Origin of the sequence: Parabacteroides sp. AF17-28, assembly GCF_003479205.1 — a bacterium.
Taxonomy (GTDB): Bacteria; Bacteroidota; Bacteroidia; order Bacteroidales; family Tannerellaceae; genus Parabacteroides; species Parabacteroides acidifaciens.
In genome coordinates this window covers 1-18,696 of record NZ_QUGV01000027.1, presented here as the reverse complement: position 1 = coordinate 18,696, position 18,696 = coordinate 1, and the positions used below count along the sequence as shown (strand labels likewise).

Sequence of the window (18,696 nt, the reverse complement as noted above, 5' to 3'; positions counted from 1 at the left end):
ACAGGTGCCATGCTCATACAGAAAATAAGAATCAGCAACTATAAAACCTACCTGTCACTCGACCTTGATTTGACAGTAGATGATGACCGACCTATCATCCTTATCGGAGGAGCGAATGGTGGTGGTAAGACAACTCTGTTTGAAGCCATCAGCGGAGCTTTGTACGGATTGAAGATAGAAAACAAGGAGCATTTCATGGAATTGCTCAATCAAGGTGCCATTAACACGGCAAAACCAGAGATAAGTCTGCAAATAACATTTGTGGGTAAAGTGTTGGGACAACAGCAAAAATACATTTTGAAAAGAACATACGTGCTCAATCCCCAAGGAAGACCTCTCGAAAGCGTTTCTCTCAACATGAACGGCAATATGTATGTGTATGGTACCATGACTGCTGCCAAAGACAGAGTACGTGCAGAGCAGGAGATAAACAAGATTATCAAGGCTAATCTGCCACAGGAACTGAGCCAATACTTTTTGTTTGATGCTATGCAATCGAGTGAACTGCTGAAAAAGAATGTCTTTCAGCAAACAATCCGCGATAACTTTGAAAATGTACTTGGTTTCAAAAAATATCTGCAACTAAAGCACGCATCTGAAAAACTCCAGCAGGAATGGGCGCAACAACGCTTGGAAGCCGAGAAAGAGGCAAAGGAATATAATGCTTTGTGCAGTCAGAAAGAACAACTGATAAGTGAGCTTAACGGCTGTCTTGCCGAACAGGACAGACTGTACAAGTATATGGCTTCGGTAGAAGAAGAATACCAACGGGCTAAAGAGGGAGCGCAACAAACTGCCAATCTGAACAAACGCATACAAGATCTTGACGGCAAAATAAAAAACATCACAGACGAAGCTGTAAATTATGCCGAGACCTTGAAATCGTTTGTTGAGAATATAGAAATCAATGTATTCCTGCCTAAACTGGCTTCAAACCTGTCACAAGAAATCAACAATCTTCTCCGTGTAAAAGAGCAACTACAAAAACAGAATACTGGTGCCTATCCGATAGAAACTTTACGTGACGTTACCTCCAAAATTATAGAATATCTGAAAGAACTGTCCCTATGCAGCCATGAGGTGGATGAGGAAAATGTAGTGGCACACATGGTTGCATTACAGAATGCTACCAATACAGATGATCCATACGATTATTTAGACGATTCGGAAATAACAGCTCTTCGTGAACTGCCCGGCAAAGGCGGTCATAACCAGTTTGTATCTATTGACAGGAAGAGGCAGGAATTAGAGGTTCATTTGGCGAATATAGATAATTTGAAATCTGAAAAACGTACATTGGAACAGACCCGTTCCGGTGGAAACAGTATGTTGATAGCCAATTACGAGGAAGCCAAACGCAATATTGAAAAGCTGAAAACGCAGGAAGGCAACTTGAAAGGTGAAATCCAACGTTTGGAGAAGCGCATCCATCAATACGATGTACAGATACAGCAGGAGCCAGATTTGAAGTATGACACATTGATGAAACTTCGCCCATTCTTCGACAAGGTGGCTGATATGCTTTTGAAAAAGAAAAAAGCGCAGATTGAAACGGAAATGCAGGAACAGCTCAACAAGTTGCTTGTTTCCTATAAAGGACATGTGGGGCGTGTTGAATTATCCGACAGCATGGAAAATTTCAACATTAAAATGTACCATACGGCAGGTAATGAAATCTACTTGAATCAATTGAACGCTGCATCCAAGCAGATATTCATTCAAGTCCTTTTGAAAGTGCTTCGCAATTTGGGCGACTATAATCCACCGGTGATGATAGACACGGTAATGGGTGTACTTGATAATGAAAGCCGTGACGCTCTTATGGAAGAGTATTTCCCACAGCTTGCCGAACAGACCATCCTGTTGTGTACCACTTCGGAAATCAGGACGGACAGTGACTATGTGAAATTAGAGCCATTCATCTCAAAGACCTACACTCTGCATAGAAATGTGGAAGAGCAACGAACAACCATAGATGAAGGCTATTTTGGTATCACGCTTAATCAGTAATAAAGACATGGGTATCATCAATTTTTCAAATACACGCCAAATGGAAGGTCTGCTGGATGAAATAAGTCCGGTCAAAGATTTAATGGAGAATAAAATCAATCTGTCTCGCATTGTGGATAGAGAGAAGCGTGTAAGCCTTACTCTCAATAAAGTAATGAGAATCTGTTTCATTGTGGGATTAAGCATTTCTGCCGAACGAAAAGAAGAGGATTTTAAGGACATCCAACTTTCAACAAGTTCTGCACGTATTGTACCCAGCTTCTTCACCATGCATGACTTGTCAACCCTATATTCATCTCTTTTGAAATTGCGATATTCAAACCTGAATATTGACTGGACACAAAATGCCACCCTTTCGCGTATCATCGCTGCGGAAATGCTTCGCGGCCGTGATTACTTGATGAGAGAAAACAATTTGGATACATACCTATATTCTATGGGTAACAAAGTGGCTATGGCAAAAGATATTCCGGTGCTTAACCTGCTTATTGGTAATTATGGCGACGAGGAAATGGAAGCGAACCTTGACATCAACAGTCGCAATATTACCAACTCTCAAATCATCATAGCCGGAGCTACCGGGTCAGGAAAGACGAACTTGTTAGCTGTGCTGATGCAGCAATTCAGGGTATTGTCTTCCGAATCGCAATATCCTGTTAATTTCCTGTTGTTCGACTATAAAGGAGAGTTTAGCGATATTCAAAACAATCATTGGCTGTCCCACTTTGATGTAGATCGCAGTTGCATACTTGACCCTATTGAGCATCCGCTTCCCTTCACTCCGTTTAAGGATTTTTCCGGACGACCCATCAACGAAATTAATCTCTATTCATCTGAAATGGCTTCTGCCCTCTGCTCTATTGACAGAGTATCAGCAAGTGCAAATATGACCAATAGGTTGAGTGAGGCAATTGTAGAAGCCTATAAAGAAACGGATGGAGCACCGATAACTTTTTCCAAAATGCTGGAGGAATACCAAGCAAAAATGGCCGATTCATCCAAAGATGATACTATTTCATCCGTACTCAAACAGTTGGTACGTGCTAATATATTTGAGGAAGAAGACAAGGCTGATTTGATTGGCGATTGCTACATCATCAAGATGGATGGCTATCCCAAGGATGGGCCTATTGCCAAAGCAATCGTGTACTTCTTAATTTCTAAGCTAAATAACATTTATGAGCAGTTAGAAAAGCAAGCTACAAACGACGAGGTTGTTCAAATTCGCCATTTCTCCATCATAGACGAGGCTCACTATATGCTTGACTTTGACAACCGTCCGTTGCGCAATCTGATTGCCGTAGGTCGAAACAAAGGTTTAAGCATCATTCTTGCCACACAGAATATGAGTAGTTTCAAGAGCAAAGGATTTGACTTCTATGCCAATGCTCAATATCCGCTTATCATGAAACAGCAAACTATTGACGACAAGGTTATCAAGGATTTGTTTGGGGTAAGCGGAAACGAACTTCAAGAAATCCGTACTGCCATTGCAGGGCTTCAGAAAGGAGAATTGATTATCAAAGACCAAATGGCTTTCGCTCTTGGTATGGGCAAAAAGTATAAGAAAATAAATGTTACACATTTAATATAACCAATTTAATTGCATTAAATTATTAAGAAAAAATGTGGCAAGATAATGAAACAACGCAAGATTTGCTTGGCTACCAGGTTCATGCAGATCTACTTAAAAAGATAATTTTGAATGATGCAATGTTGCCAATATCCATAGGAGTATTTGGAAATTGGGGGTCTGGTAAAAGCAGTTTGATGCTCTTACTTCAACAGTCTTTGAAAGAATGGGAGAAATCTCCACTAAATGAGCATCATAAGATGATACTTCAAATCTATTTTAATAGTTGGCAGTTTGAGAGCTATGACTCGACAAAGCTGACAATGATAGAAAGTATATTGGAAGCAATTAACAAAGACATAAATAAGCGAAAAGATGTATTTGAACGAGCTGATGATTTTCTTAAGCGAATTGACTTTTTGAAAGCAGGCGTATTTATCCTGAAGAAGGCCTATGACAATCTCACTCCTGATTGGCTGAAGAAATGGCTGCCTACAAAGGAAGACCTTGATAAAATAACAGATAATGACAACTACCAAAATCTACTTGATGATGTGACCAAAGGTAATACATCTAAATTTATCGCAACGTTTAGGGAACTCTTTGAGAAATTGGTTGATGATATAGGTTATAAGGCTGTTATTGTCTATGTTGATGATTTGGACAGATGTGATCCTAAAAGAATTATTGGTTGCTTGGAAGCAGTCAAGTTGTTTGTAAATGTGAATAAAACTGCATTTATCATAGGTGCAGATGAACGTATTATTGAATATGCTATTAGCCAGCATTATCCTATCCCAATGAAGAAAGAAGATATATCCAGTCCATTTTCAGACTATCTGGAAAAGCTCATCCAATTGCCATATAAACTGCCACGTTTGTCGGACAACGAGCAAGAGACTTATATCACACTTCTTTTATGCAAAAATCATTTAACTAATATACATTTTAATGAAGTACATCAGAAATATTTAGAGTTCAGAAAAACAGACAAGCATTCCAAATATAATATAGATGACATCAAAGCAAATGTCCCCCAAAATAAAAACATAGACTTTCATGCAGTAGAATATCGTTTGCCAACCGTACCTCTTATTAAGCGTTTTTTAAATGGTAATCCAAGGCAGCTAAAACGTTTTCTAAATACCTTATATGTGCGCCAAGAGTTAGCGGAGGTAGCAGGGTTTACAGATATACTTCCTGAAGTATTAACCAAGCTTATGGTATTGGAGTACAATACCCTGTATAATTCTCGTTTTGAAGAACTTTATAAACTTCAAAATGCTAATGGAGGCGTTTTGCCATTGGATGATGTTGAGCAAGAAGCAAAGACTGAAAATGGCATTCAAAATCCACAATGGAAAGACAACTGGTCGTCAGACTATTTAAGGCAATGGCTAAGCTCAGATCCGTCATTAAAAAACATAAATCTACAAAACTACTTTTGGGTAGCACGAGATGCATTGAAAAATGAAAAGCCAATTGCGTCGTTAGTCACAAACAAAGTCATGTTATTATTCCGAAGATTATGTACTTTACAAGCAAATGTTACGATGAAGCGAGACTTGCCAGGAATTATTAATACTTGTGATGACTCAGAAAAAGACATGATTATTCGCTTGATTAATGATAGCCTAAAAAAAGACCCGAAGTCGGAAAATTGTTGGAGAATACTTAATTGCGATGAGAATAATTTATTAATCTGTGACAAAATAGACAGGTTAAAATTATTGTTTAACAATATAAAGACAGACAGTATAGATACAAAAGCTGATGTGTTTTTTGCTAGAATGCTTCCATTAAACGATGAGATACATAATTACATAGAAACATTGCCCAAAGGAAATCCTTTGAAAAATGCTATTGAACGAAAAATGCGAAAATAATAAATATGGGTACATCACAATCACATAATTTAAAATCTACTCCTAATTGGTCTGCTGCAAAACGAGCCATGACGAGTTTAACAAATGGAACAGATAATAAGTCTGCAACAAATGCTAAATTCTTTGGGAATTTTGGTACAGCTCTTGGCAATGGATTATATAGAGGCGGTAGAACTCGTGGAGGACACAGAGGCAGTTCATTTGGTCGTGCTGGAGGACAGGCTGTCAGAGGGCTAACTACAGTTTTAAATAACGCTAAACAATACGGTCTTATATTAAGTTTGGGCATTGACAAGTTGCCTGATGCACAAAAGCCCAAAACGCCACAGGATTTTAAGGAATTGCTTCTTCATGAGATTATTGGAGACAATGATTCCACAATGGATGATGCGGCAGCAACTTATGCAATGGATAAAGTGCTGAATGATATCTTGTCAGATTGTAAAGATGGACAAGAAATTGAAGATAAACTTCAGAATGCAACAGATGACGAGCTTCATGAATGGATTATAACATTTGAGATTGAGTACATACTGGAATATTCTGCAGAATTATTTCAAAGCCACATATTTGACAAAGGGAGTAATCCTGAAGAAATAAAAAAGGACATGAGAGGTTGGCTTCATAACGAACTAGATGAGAAATTAAGTAAAGAACTAAGACAAATCGACTTCAATAGTCTAGAAGGGAAAGAATATCTGGATTCTTTAACATCAGAAATATTAGATATATGGAAACAAGAATAAATATCAATTATACTCCGTCAGATAACTGTGAAATCTTTGGTACTTTTACTCTTTCATTTCAAGGAAGTGACGGACGAATTCGTTCTGTAGATACCAAATTTAATCTCAAACAATTATGGGCATTCTCACGAGATACAACATCTGTCGCTTTTGATTTTTTGGTTTTATCCATGATTGTATATAATGTGGATAGAGCTGTACATCGTTTATCTTATTCTATTGATGGATGGAAGCGAAATTTGATATTGTTAGATATCCCAGTTGTCAATCTTGACGATATGAATAAAGGACGTGAAGCTTTTAACCGTGCTATAAGTTTCCTTACTGGTGACAATTGGGATATTCACTTTGTTCAAGCGGCTCCGTACTCCTATAATCCAACTAAAAAAGTAACGGAATATAATATTCTGTTGTTTGAAAAGGTTGCATTATTTTCTGGAGGTTTAGACTCATTGATCGGATTTATAGACGAAGCAAGTACTCTTGATGCTGATAAAAAGATACTACTTGTTTCACATATGGAATTAGGCAAAGAGCATAGTGACCAAAAAGGCATATTGGGATATTGCAGAGAAAACAATATTTTTTCGAATAAATACGAGCAAGTATTGTTAAATGCAGGACTTAAACCTAATTCATGGAATATTAAAAGAACTCCAACAGAGAGCACATTCCGTTCACGTTCCTTATTGTTTTTTGCTGCGGGTATATATGTTGCAAACAAAATATCCCCACAATGTCAATTGATAGTTCCAGAGAATGGAACTATATCAATAAACATACCTCTTGATAGTGGAAGAAGAAGTTCCTGCAGTACTCGAACTACGCATCCTACTTTTATAAAGCGCATTCAAGAGGCCTTGTATGCTATAGGTATACCAAACCCAATATTTAACCCATATCGTTTAAAATCAAAAGCTGACATGGTCATAGAGTGTTGCCAAAACACATCGAAAAAAGCAATCTTGGAATCACTAGTTGATCTGTCATGTTCTTGTGCAAAACGTGGTCACAATGTTTTTTGGGACAAAAACGGAATAGAAATACACAATGCCAAAATCAAGCATTGTGGTATGTGTCTTCCATGCCTATACAGAAGAGTAGCACTAGATACTATAGGTATGGATAATGAGACATTACTTGGTACAGATGTTCTTCATGGCATTAAATTCAATCTTGACAATAAGAATCAAAAAAGGAATAGGGATTTTAATGCTCTTCTGTATTTTCTAAAAAACAGAATGAATGAACGTACAATTCGCCAAGAACTATTCTTCAACGGAATTATAGAAAAACATGAGTTAGACGAATACACATCATTAGCCTTACATTCGTATGGTCAAGTTATCAATTGGCTTAAGAAAAAAGCTACAAATGAAATACAAATAAGAGCAGGAATATGATTATAGATACGCATTGTCATATTGATATGCTTCCTTCTCCAGAATCATATCTGATGGAAAAAGAACGAAGTGGCGACATAACTCTTGGCATGACTAATTTGCCGAGTCATTTTGCTATGGGGATTCCATACTTTAATAATTTAAAGAAATCTCGATTGGCATTAGGATTTCATCCTCAATTCGCTCAAACACATCAATCAGAATTGAAAGATTTTCCAAAATTCATTTCAAAAACATCATACATTGGAGAAATCGGTTTAGATTTTAGCAAAAACTATATAGATAGCAAAGACATTCAACTTAGTAGTTTTGACTTTATTTGTCAATGTATTCGGGGTACAAATAAAATAATAAGTGTGCATTCTCGTAAAGCAGAAAAAGATGTTTTGGATATTTTAAAAAAATATGCCATAAAAAATGTAATATTCCATTGGTATAGTGGTCCATTAGGTTTAATTGATGATATAGTAAATGAAGGTTATTATTTTTCAATCAATGAGGCAATGACAAAATCAGTATCAGGAAGAAACATTATCAATAAAATTCCAAGGAACAGAGTTTTAACAGAATCAGATTCTCCATTTAATAAATTATCAAACATTTCCAATGCCATTTTAAATTGTGGTTTGACGGAAGTTCATATTCAGTCCAATTTTAGGACTCTAATTTTGAAAATTACAAAAAAGGAAGTATAAAACTCAATTGCACATGACCAAAATATCCATCAGATTCTATAATGACCGTGAGGTGCGGGCGGTTTGGGATGAAGAAAATTCCAAATGGTGGTTTTCTGTACTTGATATTGTCGGAGTATTGAACGACCAAGATGATTATCAAAAGAATAGGAACTATTGGAAGTACCTGAAAACTAAGCTAAAGAAAGAAAATAACGAACTGGTTAGTGCCACTAACCAGTTGAAATTGTCAGCACCTGATGGCAAAAGAAGATTGACAGATGTGCTTGATAATGATGGCGTAATCCAGCTTGCAAGGAGTTTCCCAAATACAAAAGCAATGCGTTTTGTGGAATGGTTCACAAACAGCGATGAGACTATTGATGGAAAGAGCAAGTCAAAGGCATACGCTCTGTTTGAAAGCAGCCTGATAAACAATATTGAGGTAGGTACGGTCAAAGGTCTGCAACAGATTCACGCTTATCTCTTTGGCGGCTTGTATGAGTTTGCCGGACAAATCCGTAATGTCAATATCGCAAAAGGAGGGTTTCAGTTCGCTATGGTACAATATCTTCCTCAAACACTTGAATCTATAGAGAAGATGCCAGAGGATTCATTTGACCAAATTATAGACAAGTATGTGGAAATGAATATCGCCCATCCGTTCCGTGAGGGCAATGGGCGTTCAACTCGTATTTGGCTTGACCTGATTCTAAAAAAGCGTCAGCAAAAGTGCATTGATTGGAGTCTCGTCAATAAAAACGATTATCTCCAAGCTATGCAAACAAGCGTTGCCAATACCACAAGAATAAAAGAACTTCTCCAAGCTGCATTGACTGACAAAATCAATGACCGAGAAACCTTTATGAAGGGTATTGACTATTCATATTACTACGAACAGGAGGATTAAGCATGGAAATAATCAATCTACTTGAATTCACAAAGCGTAGCGAACTAAGAAATTGGCTAATGGAAAACCACAGTCGCGAGAAATCGTGCTGGGTTATTACTTCACGCTCTAAGCGGCAGACATACGAATGTGTTCCTTACATTGATGTAGTTGAAGAAGCCTTGTGCTTCGGGTGGATTGATTCAACTGTAAAGAAATTACCTGACGAACGACTTGCACAGCGTTTATCTCCTCGTAGAAAAGGAAGCCATTGGACAGAATTGAATAAGGAACGTTGCATCGCTCTTGAAGACCAAGGGCTTATGACCGATGCTGGGCGACTGGCATTTGAGAAGGCTTATCCATATCAAATTGTTCTCACAGGCTCTCCTATGGAGGAAAAAATCAAACAGTACAATATGAATTTAAGACCTGATTTATATAAATAGCATGGGATGTCAGAGAATTTATGATAAAGAGAATAACAACTAATCAATTATGTCAAAAGCAAAACTAAAGAAGCACCTGTTATCACTTACTAAAGAACAGATAACCGACATCGTCCTTGAATTGTACGATGCCCGTAAAGAGGCAAAAGAGTATTTGGAATTTTATCTTGAACCAAATTGCGATGCAGAGTTGGAGAAATGTAAGAAAGCGATTCAAAACGAATTCTTTCCGACTCGTGGATTCTCAGATAAGCCCTCATTCGCCAAATGCCGAAAGGTTATTTCCGATTTCCAAAAGCTAAAGCCTGATCCCACCTTTGTGGCCGATTTGATGTTATTCTATATCGAACAAGGATGTGAATACACGATTGAGTTTGGTGATATGTGGGAGCAGTTCTATGCCACATTAGAGGGGAATTTCGACAAAGCTATGCGTTTTATCTTCCTCCACGGACTATTAGCTAATTATTACAAGCGGATTGAAAAACTTATTGATAGCGTATCGGGTTGCGGCTGGGGATTCTACGACACGCTGCAAGATATTTATTCAGAATATCGGTAGCGATTCCAACTTATTCACACTTTTTCCAACGAATAAGCCCTAATTCGGTACATTTCCTACAGATACTGAAAAAAAACAGACAATTCAAACGGTATGCCGAATCAGTACGGTAGTGAACCTCATTCAGTACCGTACTGAATGCAGGCATATTTAGCCATACTGAGAATCAACAAGTTACCAATCGGATTAAAACATCAATAATTTGTGACAAATTACGGCAACATTTCCGGCATTTTTCAACCTTTCAATATATAACCTTCCTGGTCATAGGCTTTTCTCTTCTGGCAAATAAGGTCAATTAACTGCTGTAATTCGCATACATCTGACGTAATACCTTTATAACGGGAATACTGTTCATCGTATCTTTTTCTGGAACCTGAATTCAAACGGGTTTCAATATCGTCCGGGATTAAAAATGAAGAACGCTCCTTGCCCAAATATTGCTGAAATTCAAAGAGGAATATATTTACTCCCGCCAAATCAAAATCACCAAAATGGAGATAGTGATTAGGAATAGCACATAGCCATCTTCTTAGGTCTGTCGATTGTGGATATCGGGACACAAAAAGCACCCTATTTGAAAGCTGATGCGTTTGGAGGTATTTCTCAAAGAATGTTCTTTGTTTGCGAATCATCCTGAAATTTTCCATATTCTCGATACCGAGTACCACTACATCTTCAGGAATTGTAAACATCTCCCATTCTGCGACAAAAAGGAAACTTCCTTCTTGCGGATTTACCATAAAAGGTTTTCCATCAAGAGAGCACTCAATAGGTTCATAACTGTTTACTGGAAATCCCGGGCAAGAACGAACCATAGCAAGTTTGGAGTTTCCTGTTTCTGCTGCCATGGAAGCACGGGAATCTGAAACATCTATTTCAAGCATACGGTAACTCTCATCCTTATCAATAAGGTATCTTTTCAACGCCTCCGTATCACGGGCACGATAGGAGTTTCTTGAGCCATGCGATGCAACCAACAGCAGTCCTTCCGCCAACAGTTCATCACGTAACTTACTGCTTAACTTTGAACCGGCGACTTGTTCGCCAGCCAGCAACGCTTGTATAGACGCACTTATTGCCATATATCCAAACTATTTGGTTGTCCGTTTCAACAATTTGTCCACCCTCGTTTTCACCCCATGTTTACTCAAGAGATAGGTATATCGGTAGTCGTATGGATTATATGACGTTGGAGAACTATTGATGAGATAGATATTGCGTGAATTGGCAAACTGTAAAATGCCTTTGATATTGTTGGGATGCAGGCGCCCTATTTCATCCATCATGCAGTGCACAATGAAATCACCGTTTTTCCGGGCAGCCTTTTTCTTGAATACGTTGATGAGCATGATATTGACCATCGCTTTCACCAGAATATCCGTACCATCCGAGCCTACATTATTGATACGTTCCACCCAATTCGTGTCATTGTCGTTCTCCTTCACACGGAACTGCAAACGAAAAGCATCACCTAATGATACCGATGGACGATTGGGCTCGTTCTGCAACTGGTGGGACAGACTTTTCAGATAATCCACAACTTTACGGTTCACATCATCCCGATTGTTGCTTGAAAAAAGATTGAGTTCACCCATAGAGAGAGCGTTTTCTACGGTATAATCATGAATGGACATAAGCAGTTGCATAAGTTTGTCGGATGATTCATTCGCTCTCAGTTCGATGCTCTTGATTACTCCGGCGAAATTCTTTTCCACAAAATCACGATTGATGTCAAGTATCACCCCATCTACATCCGACCGACGTTTCATCAGTGAACCGATTTCCGTAGAGATACGTCCCAGAATATCTTTATAATGCTCACTGGTGCGCCTGCGGAACTCCTCGATTTTATTATTGTCCATGAAGTCCTGCAAATCAACCGCAATTTGCAGATAGTCATTGTCTGTCACCGGCATCGTGTTGAAATGGAAAGCATTTTGAGGCTTGAAGTTGCGGTTGAAACCTACAACTATATCTTTAAGCTTGTCTATTGATTCGCGCTTCTGGTTGATAGTACCCCTAAGTTGACTTAAAAGTTGCTGACAATCCTGCTGCGTCTTCATCGCCTTATCATCAGAGAGGAAGGTGTCAGGCACCAAATGCTCATTCTCAACCATCTGATGGTAAAGGTTCAATCCCTCTTTCCTATATTTCAGTTCATAAATGACTTTCTTCTGACGTTCTTCCTTTTCCTTGCATTTCTTCTCGATACGTGTCCGTTTGTCTTCATAACGCTGACGTATCATTGAGAGCCGTTGCTCGATGTCCTTAATGGTTTTCTTGATTTCCGGTTCCTTGGCAAAAAGATTTTGTTCAGCGTCGCGATATTTGATAACCATCGGACGTTCATCTTCAATCCTCCGCAACAGTTCCTTCAAATCATCCAGAGCTTTACGATATTGTCCCAGCAGATTCATATCAACGCCCCTACCTGCAAGCTCCGCCTTCTGCTGTTCATCAAGTTGTTTCTTCTGTGTTGCGAACTCCCGATTACGGGTGGCAGCTTCCGCATCTTGTGATTCTTTGAAATTGCGCAGCTCCTCGTCAAGTGCTTTTGAAGCCTTGTTGAATGAAGCGTCAAGTTCTTTAAGGTCCTTCTTATTTTTTGCTTCATTTCTTTCACGGGCATCTTTCTCGGATTGCACTTTCAGTAATGCCTCGTTGAAGGCTCGTTCACGGATTTCTTTTTCCTGTTCAATCTGCTCTTGTTCTTCCATCTCCAGCTTATGCCGATGGTTTTGCAGATTCTGCCGTTTGACCGGTATCTGTCCTTCTTCAACTTTTAACAAGGTTGCTTTCTGCCGAAGCGGGTTGAGCTGTGCCGCACATTTCTTTCCAAGTTTCGTTATCTCATCCTGAAGGGCAATGGGCAGTTGCGTAAGTTGACGGTTAATTTGCCGCACTTGCTCTTCCAAGTTCATCTTTTCCAATCTATATTCGTCAGGTGTACGATGCACCGAGGCAATATTATCCAAGTTCAACCTTATGCCGAACAGGTTGTCAGAAGCGACATCCAACTGCGGTTCAAGCCCTTGAGCATATAGAATACGTTCCTCATCAACCACTTTTCCGATTGTATTTTCCCAACCTTCCGTATGCTCACAAAGCCATTTGTAAAGAGATCCGTCAAAATGAGCCAATAAGTCATCAATCTTTTCAATTTGCGCCCGAATGTGTGTACGGTCTGCCTCAAGCCGTTCCTGCTCACGCCGAGACGCTTGTTTTATCTCCGTCTCTCTCATCTCATACTCAGCGGTAATCTGAGTTATCTGACTTTTTACGGCGGTCTGTTGTGCCGCATTTTCCTTCTCAGTCAAACTCAACTGCAAAAGCTGTTCATCCAACTGCCTTATCTCGTCTGCCATAGGATGCCACTGACGAAGCTCCTTCAGCGTATTTTCAGCCTTATGCTGTTCAGTCAACAATGATTGTAAACGTTCGTCAGACTCATATCGCCAGCTGTTAAAAGCCTCCATTATCTGATTCCTATCCTTAGTGCGCTCTTCATCCAACTTCTTACGTTCCGACTGAAGCGTGGCTTGTTTCTGATAATATGCCTCCTTTTGAACATTCCTGAATGCTTGATGCGCATTTTCCAGTTTACCCCTTGCTATGTTGTACTTTTCCTCAATCGATTCATTCATTTTCAATAAATCATTCAATAGCGCCTGTTTCTCTGCTTCTTCTTGTTTGATTGCAATCTCACGACCGGCAAGGGCAAGTTTGTCATCCATACCCATAGCGGCAAATTTCTTCCTTTCCTCCGCTATTTCTTTCAATTTACTCTTCTTGGCACCAAGCTCCTGATTAAGTGAATCTTTCTCCTTATCATATTCTGCCGTAAGTTCTTTCTCACGGTTGTGTTCTTTCTCTATGTCTGCTTTGACTTCCGCAGCTTCCACTTCCAATAGCGGAATGCGTTGTTCGCTATCAGCTACGGCATGATTGAGCATACGCCATACATCCAGTAATTGCTGGTCAAGCGCCACAATTTTGCGACCCTGTTCGGCAATTTTCAATGCCTGTTGCCGCACCGGATAATTACCATCACGTGTCTGACGGAACCAGCAATCTATCTCCTCATACTCCCGCTCGAAGTCTGTCACAAGTCGTCTATAGGTCTGCAAGTCGATTGGCAAATCCTCATCTGTCATGGATTGTATGATGGTGTTCTTCACAAAATCCGCATCCAATTTTGTATTCAGAAACACGTTTTGAATGCTTCGCGGGATGTTCTGGTAATGCGAACTCTGCACCAACGCATAACGTGTATATTTGCTGTCATGCGTGTTGCCGAAAATAACATCCTTGAACATCACACCGGATTCTATTCTTGCCGAAACAGCCACATTCTTGCCGATACGTTCACGAATTTTCACCCAGTCACTCAATACCTGCTTGTCATCGGAGATAAGCCATTCGCGCTGATAGGGCGCATCAATGAATCTCCATGAAGCACGTCCCTGGTATCTGCTGACAAGTATCGTATAGGCATCCTTATCACGCATCACCTCATAAAGTATATAAGAGTTTGACTGGCGGAAATAGAATTCATCAAACGGTTTCTGTCCCTGTTGAATGCCCAAACGCTGTTTGTCGGCATTGTAGAAAAACAGCAAAGCTCTCAATACCGTACTTTTACCCACGCCCTGGGTTCCCGTAAAATGCACATTACCATCCACAGAAATCTCGGCGTAAGGGATATTGGCACTGTTGATAAAAATAATCTTATTCAGGTATTTCATCTTCGTTGGCTATTTGAATGATTTCAACCAATTCCTCGGCATAACGGAATGCCGAAGTAATCTTATAAGTCTCGTCCTGTTCGCTGATGCACTCAGCAAATCCCAAACTCACCATCTCTTGAAGCAGTTTGTTTATAATCTCGATATTAGACCCCACACCATATTTTTTGAACAGATGGTGCACCTTCTCCTTCAGCTCAATATCCAGACTGACCTGTTCCATCAAATGGCTTTTGCGGAATTGGTATCCGGCTGTAAACGACTGGCTGTAGCACTTCAGGAAGTCCAGATAATCCAGCCATTTTGAAAAGCTGTCCAGTTTCTGCCCTACCGTTTGCTTGCCCTCTCCTATTCGTGAAAAATAGAAGTAGCCATTGCCTGATTCCAATCGCAGACCGATTTCCTTGAAATAATCGGCATAATCCTCTACATTCTCCTCGATGTCCTCATACAAGTGACGGATTGCGGTATCTGTGCTGTCCACCGAAAGGAATTCCCCCCGGCTTAGCCGCTCGTATATTCTTTGAGTATTATTTCGCATAAATTATAGGATATTCAATGTCTTGATAAATTGCATATTCTCCTGTCATCCTACATTCATCAGGATGCAAGATAACCAGTTGGCAAAAAAGAGTTGCATGGTCTTCGATATTGCGTTTAGCTTTATAGTCATACCTCAGAATGAACTCAAACAGATGATAGCTTGATGCCAAAAACGCATTCCATACTTCCGCTGCATCCACCTCCTTCAGGGATTGGATATGCTCTTGCAAATCCTCCTCTGTCAAGGGTTCAGCTTCTGTCCTTGCCGTTTTCTGTATGCCATTGCGCTCGGCAATCCGTCTCAGCAAATTCACCACTTGCTCGTTTTCCCTCAGCATCTCTAAAGACAGACGAATCTTATTGTATTGACGGGATTCCATCCATAGAGGATTTCTCTCTTCCAAGACCTGCATAAGGTTCGTATCAGTCTTGATAAGGAGTTGGTCTTGCAGATATTTCAGCTTTCGTATTTTCTTGTAAAGTTGATTTTGCCGGTCAATCTGATTGATGTAGGAAATAATCTGCCGGTCAATCTCCATAAGTGCATGATAGGCTTCCACAAAATCATGTCTCACGTCGCTACAGGTCTTAGCTACATGTGGGTCATTGGCCATAGTGAAGAAAGCGTGCTCATTATCCATCAGCTTTTCACACTCACGTATCATAGCGCGAATGCTATGGCTCTTCTCATCCAGATTTTGTAGTTTCTTCTTTTTGATGATGTAGTTGGGTTCCTGCTTATAGGCATTGTCCATATTACGCTTCAAATCCACCACATTTTTCAACGTCCTGAATCCGGTCTTCTTTAAAAGCTGCCGCACACTGTCCTGATATCCCACCTTACGATTGACATTCGTCTCTTGCAGGAAATATCCGATATACTCCTTCAAGGTGTTGATACATTCCTGCACGCTCAACACGCTAATCTCCTCATTGACATTCAACACCTCCTCGAAGAAGTTCAGGTAGTCGCTCTCTATCTCAACCGCGTTTCCTGTTTCCACCAGCACACCATAGTCAAGCAGTTTTTTCAATCTGACTTCATTTCCTCCGACAAGTTCTATGGCAAGCCCCAGCGGGAACTTCATCAGTTTCCGTTTCTCAAACATCTCACTCAGCAATCCTTGCTCACGTGAGAGTGTCTTGGTCAGCTCTTCTATACTCCTAAAATGCGTCAGAATATCCATATATTCAAAACTCTTTATTTATATTACTGACCAATGCACTCAAATCAATCTCAGGAATAATTGAATCCGTAAGTTTGTCCTGTATAAGAAATCCCATATAGAGGGGAATGGTGAGTACATTTCCCTCACGCCCGACATTGTATTGGCCCAACTTGATGGCACAGTTCACGTGATATACATTCTTGTTTTTCAAAACTGTGGCCATGCTTTTCGCTTTCCCAGCCTTTACTTTCACTTCAAGGATTACGCATTCTCCTTTGAAACGTACTAAGAAGTCAAGTTCAAGGCCGCTTTCCTTATGGAAATAGTAGAGCTTTTGCCCGGACTTGCAGAGAAAATCCGCCATGAGATTCTCAAAGATGGCACCCTTGTAGCCAAGAAGATTGCCTTTAAGGATGTCTGCCTGTGTGCCATAGTCCAACATGGCCATGAGGATTCCTATGTCAGTGGTATATACCTTGAAGCATTCCTTGATGGCATTTCCGTCCAATGGCAGTTCCGTTATGGATGTATTATAGCACCGTTGAACTATTCCGGCATCCTCCAACCATTGGATGCTACCGATGTATTGCGAAGCCCGTCCACCTTTCTTTACTACGGAATACTGAAATTTCTTGTTCTCTTTGGCTAATTGCTTGGGAATGGACTCAAAGCATTCGCGGATGTTGGGCTTGTCGGCATCATCCGCATATTTCACCATATCTTCCTCGTATTCGGCTATCAGGTTGCGCTGCACCTTATATATAAGTTCGATATTCTTGGTTTGAAGGAAGCAATTCACCACTTCCGGCAAACCTCCAACGATGACGTACCTATATAGCAGCTCCATCATCGCTTTGTGAATACCATCGGGAACAGCGGTTTCGTTCTCGAAGCTCGATTTTACAGAATCAATCACCGTATCATTGATGCCGTTAGCCCAAAGAAATTCTTCAAAGTCCAGTGGATACATATCTATTACCGTCTCATATCCCACGGGAACTGAATCTTGCCCCTCCTCTTCGTGGTTCTTCTTGCTTTTGCCGTACCCTTTCACTCCTAAAAGCGAACCTGTGGCAATAACATCGAAACGGCCATCTATATGGAATGATTTTAATGCTGTCCTTGCTTCCTTGCATTCCTGTATCTCGTCAAGGATGATGCAGGTCTTACCATCAATGAAACGACTGCCCGGGATCAAAGCTGAGAGGTTGAGAATGACGGTATCCACATCTATATTGCCCGTGAAAGCCGACTTCTTGTCTGGTTCAAGAATGAAGTTCATATAGACCACATTCTCATAGTTCTCCCTTGCGAACTTCTGGACAATGTATGTCTTTCCACATTGACGTATGCCCTTAATCACAAGAGGCTTCCTGTCCTCTGCCTTTTTCCAGTCGGCTAAATATGTTTCTATCTTTCTTTTAAGCATGATTTTCCCGATTTATCTAATGCAAAAATACACTTTTCCAAGCGAATCACCAAGGATTATTACACTTTTCGGAACGAATAACCACACAATCCACACACTTTTCCAAACGAATCAAATCTTTCTAAGCAACATTTTGTGCTGAATTTAGAAACTATTTCCTCGCAAATCACCGAAATTCCAAGAAAAGCACTACCTTTGTATTCAGCAAGCGTTCTGTAACATCCATGCGGAAATACCCTATCATTCAATACTTTGTATTTGATAGCGGACATTCAATAAATGGGCTGAAAAAAGGCGGTACAACACGTATATGCAAAGCCATGAAATACAACGGTTTGCATTTGTCCCTACATTCTGTGTACTTGTAAAAACGGAGGTTGTACCGATTAAAATGAATAGTCACTGATAATCAGTGATGTAAATATGCTGCATCGGGAAATAATTGGTGATTACCAACGATTAGCACACATTACTATTAATTAATAAAGCACTGAATTTCAACACTTTTCTTTTTGCGCTTACTATTGATGTTTATGGCTCACCCGATATTTCATGGGGGTAACTCTTTTACATTTTCCTTACAATGCTTACATTTGTCTCATGACAGATCCGACA

At 39.9% G+C, this 18,696-nt stretch carries 14 protein-coding genes; 9 read left to right on the top strand and 5 right to left on the bottom strand.

The annotated features are described in order from the left end of the window. Positions 1-9: 9 nt before the first annotated feature. From DWW90_RS16665 to DWW90_RS16625, 9 genes are read left to right on the top strand one after another with little or no spacing between them, the layout of a single operon-like run. Positions 10-2,010, top strand: a complete 2,001-nt coding sequence (locus DWW90_RS16665) for an AAA family ATPase (protein WP_122345779.1) — start codon at positions 10-12, stop codon at positions 2,008-2,010. Positions 2,011-2,017: 7 nt separating this feature from the next. Then, positions 2,018-3,604 carry an ATP-binding protein gene (locus tag DWW90_RS16660; RefSeq protein ID WP_122345825.1) on the top strand — a complete coding sequence of 529 codons (1,587 nt, stop codon included), beginning with the start codon at positions 2,018-2,020 and terminating at the stop codon, positions 3,602-3,604. Positions 3,605-3,636: 32 nt separating this feature from the next. Beyond that, positions 3,637-5,469, top strand: coding sequence for a P-loop NTPase fold protein (locus DWW90_RS16655; RefSeq protein WP_122345778.1), 1,833 nt, complete (start codon positions 3,637-3,639; stop codon positions 5,467-5,469). Positions 5,470-5,474: 5 nt separating this feature from the next. Further along, positions 5,475-6,215 (top strand): hypothetical protein, encoded by a 741-nt coding sequence (locus tag DWW90_RS16650; RefSeq protein ID WP_122345777.1) that lies wholly within the window; start codon positions 5,475-5,477, stop codon positions 6,213-6,215. Continuing rightward, positions 6,200-7,618 carry a Qat anti-phage system QueC-like protein QatC gene (qatC, locus tag DWW90_RS16645; RefSeq protein WP_122345776.1) on the top strand — a complete coding sequence of 473 codons (1,419 nt, stop codon included), beginning with the start codon at positions 6,200-6,202 and terminating at the stop codon, positions 7,616-7,618. The genes DWW90_RS16650 and qatC overlap by 16 nt, the downstream gene beginning before the upstream one ends. Next, complete coding sequence (locus tag DWW90_RS16640) at positions 7,615-8,313, top strand: TatD family hydrolase (RefSeq protein WP_122345775.1); 699 nt, start codon at positions 7,615-7,617, stop codon at positions 8,311-8,313. The genes qatC and DWW90_RS16640 overlap by 4 nt, the downstream gene beginning before the upstream one ends. A gap of 13 nt (positions 8,314-8,326) precedes the next feature. After that, a complete protein-coding gene (fic, locus tag DWW90_RS16635) occupies positions 8,327-9,202 on the top strand; it encodes a protein adenylyltransferase Fic (protein ID WP_122345774.1) in 876 nt (291 codons plus the stop codon). A 59-nt stretch (positions 9,203-9,261) separates the two neighbouring features. Continuing rightward, positions 9,262-9,630 (top strand): YdeI family protein, encoded by a 369-nt coding sequence (locus DWW90_RS16630; protein WP_233547790.1) that lies wholly within the window; start codon positions 9,262-9,264, stop codon positions 9,628-9,630. A 49-nt stretch (positions 9,631-9,679) separates the two neighbouring features. Then, on the top strand, positions 9,680-10,192 hold the full coding sequence (locus tag DWW90_RS16625; RefSeq protein ID WP_122345772.1) for a DUF6155 family protein: 513 nt from the start codon (positions 9,680-9,682) through the stop codon (positions 10,190-10,192). 236 nt (positions 10,193-10,428) lie between these two features. Here the strand turns inward: DWW90_RS16625 and DWW90_RS16620 are convergent, their stop codons facing one another. The 5 genes from DWW90_RS16620 to DWW90_RS16600 are packed head-to-tail and all read right to left on the bottom strand — an operon-like array spanning position 10,429 to position 18,081. Next, the gene (locus DWW90_RS16620) at positions 10,429-11,277 is read right to left on the bottom strand and encodes a hypothetical protein (RefSeq protein WP_122345771.1); all 849 of its coding nucleotides are present in this window, start codon (positions 11,275-11,277) and stop codon (positions 10,429-10,431) included. 9 nt (positions 11,278-11,286) lie between these two features. Then, a complete protein-coding gene (locus DWW90_RS16615) occupies positions 11,287-14,940 on the bottom strand; it encodes an ATP-binding protein (RefSeq protein WP_122345770.1) in 3,654 nt (1,217 codons plus the stop codon). After that, complete coding sequence (locus DWW90_RS16610; protein WP_122345769.1) at positions 14,924-15,481, bottom strand: hypothetical protein; 558 nt, start codon at positions 15,479-15,481, stop codon at positions 14,924-14,926. Before DWW90_RS16610 ends, DWW90_RS16615 begins: the two co-directional genes overlap by 17 nt. Then, on the bottom strand, positions 15,471-16,670 hold the full coding sequence (locus tag DWW90_RS16605) for a hypothetical protein (protein ID WP_122345768.1): 1,200 nt from the start codon (positions 16,668-16,670) through the stop codon (positions 15,471-15,473). Before DWW90_RS16605 ends, DWW90_RS16610 begins: the two co-directional genes overlap by 11 nt. Positions 16,671-16,674: 4 nt before the next feature. Then, positions 16,675-18,081: an ATP-binding protein gene (locus DWW90_RS16600; RefSeq protein WP_122345767.1), complete on the bottom strand. Its 1,407-nt coding sequence runs from the start codon at positions 18,079-18,081 to the stop codon at positions 16,675-16,677. Positions 18,082-18,696 lie beyond the last annotated feature (615 nt).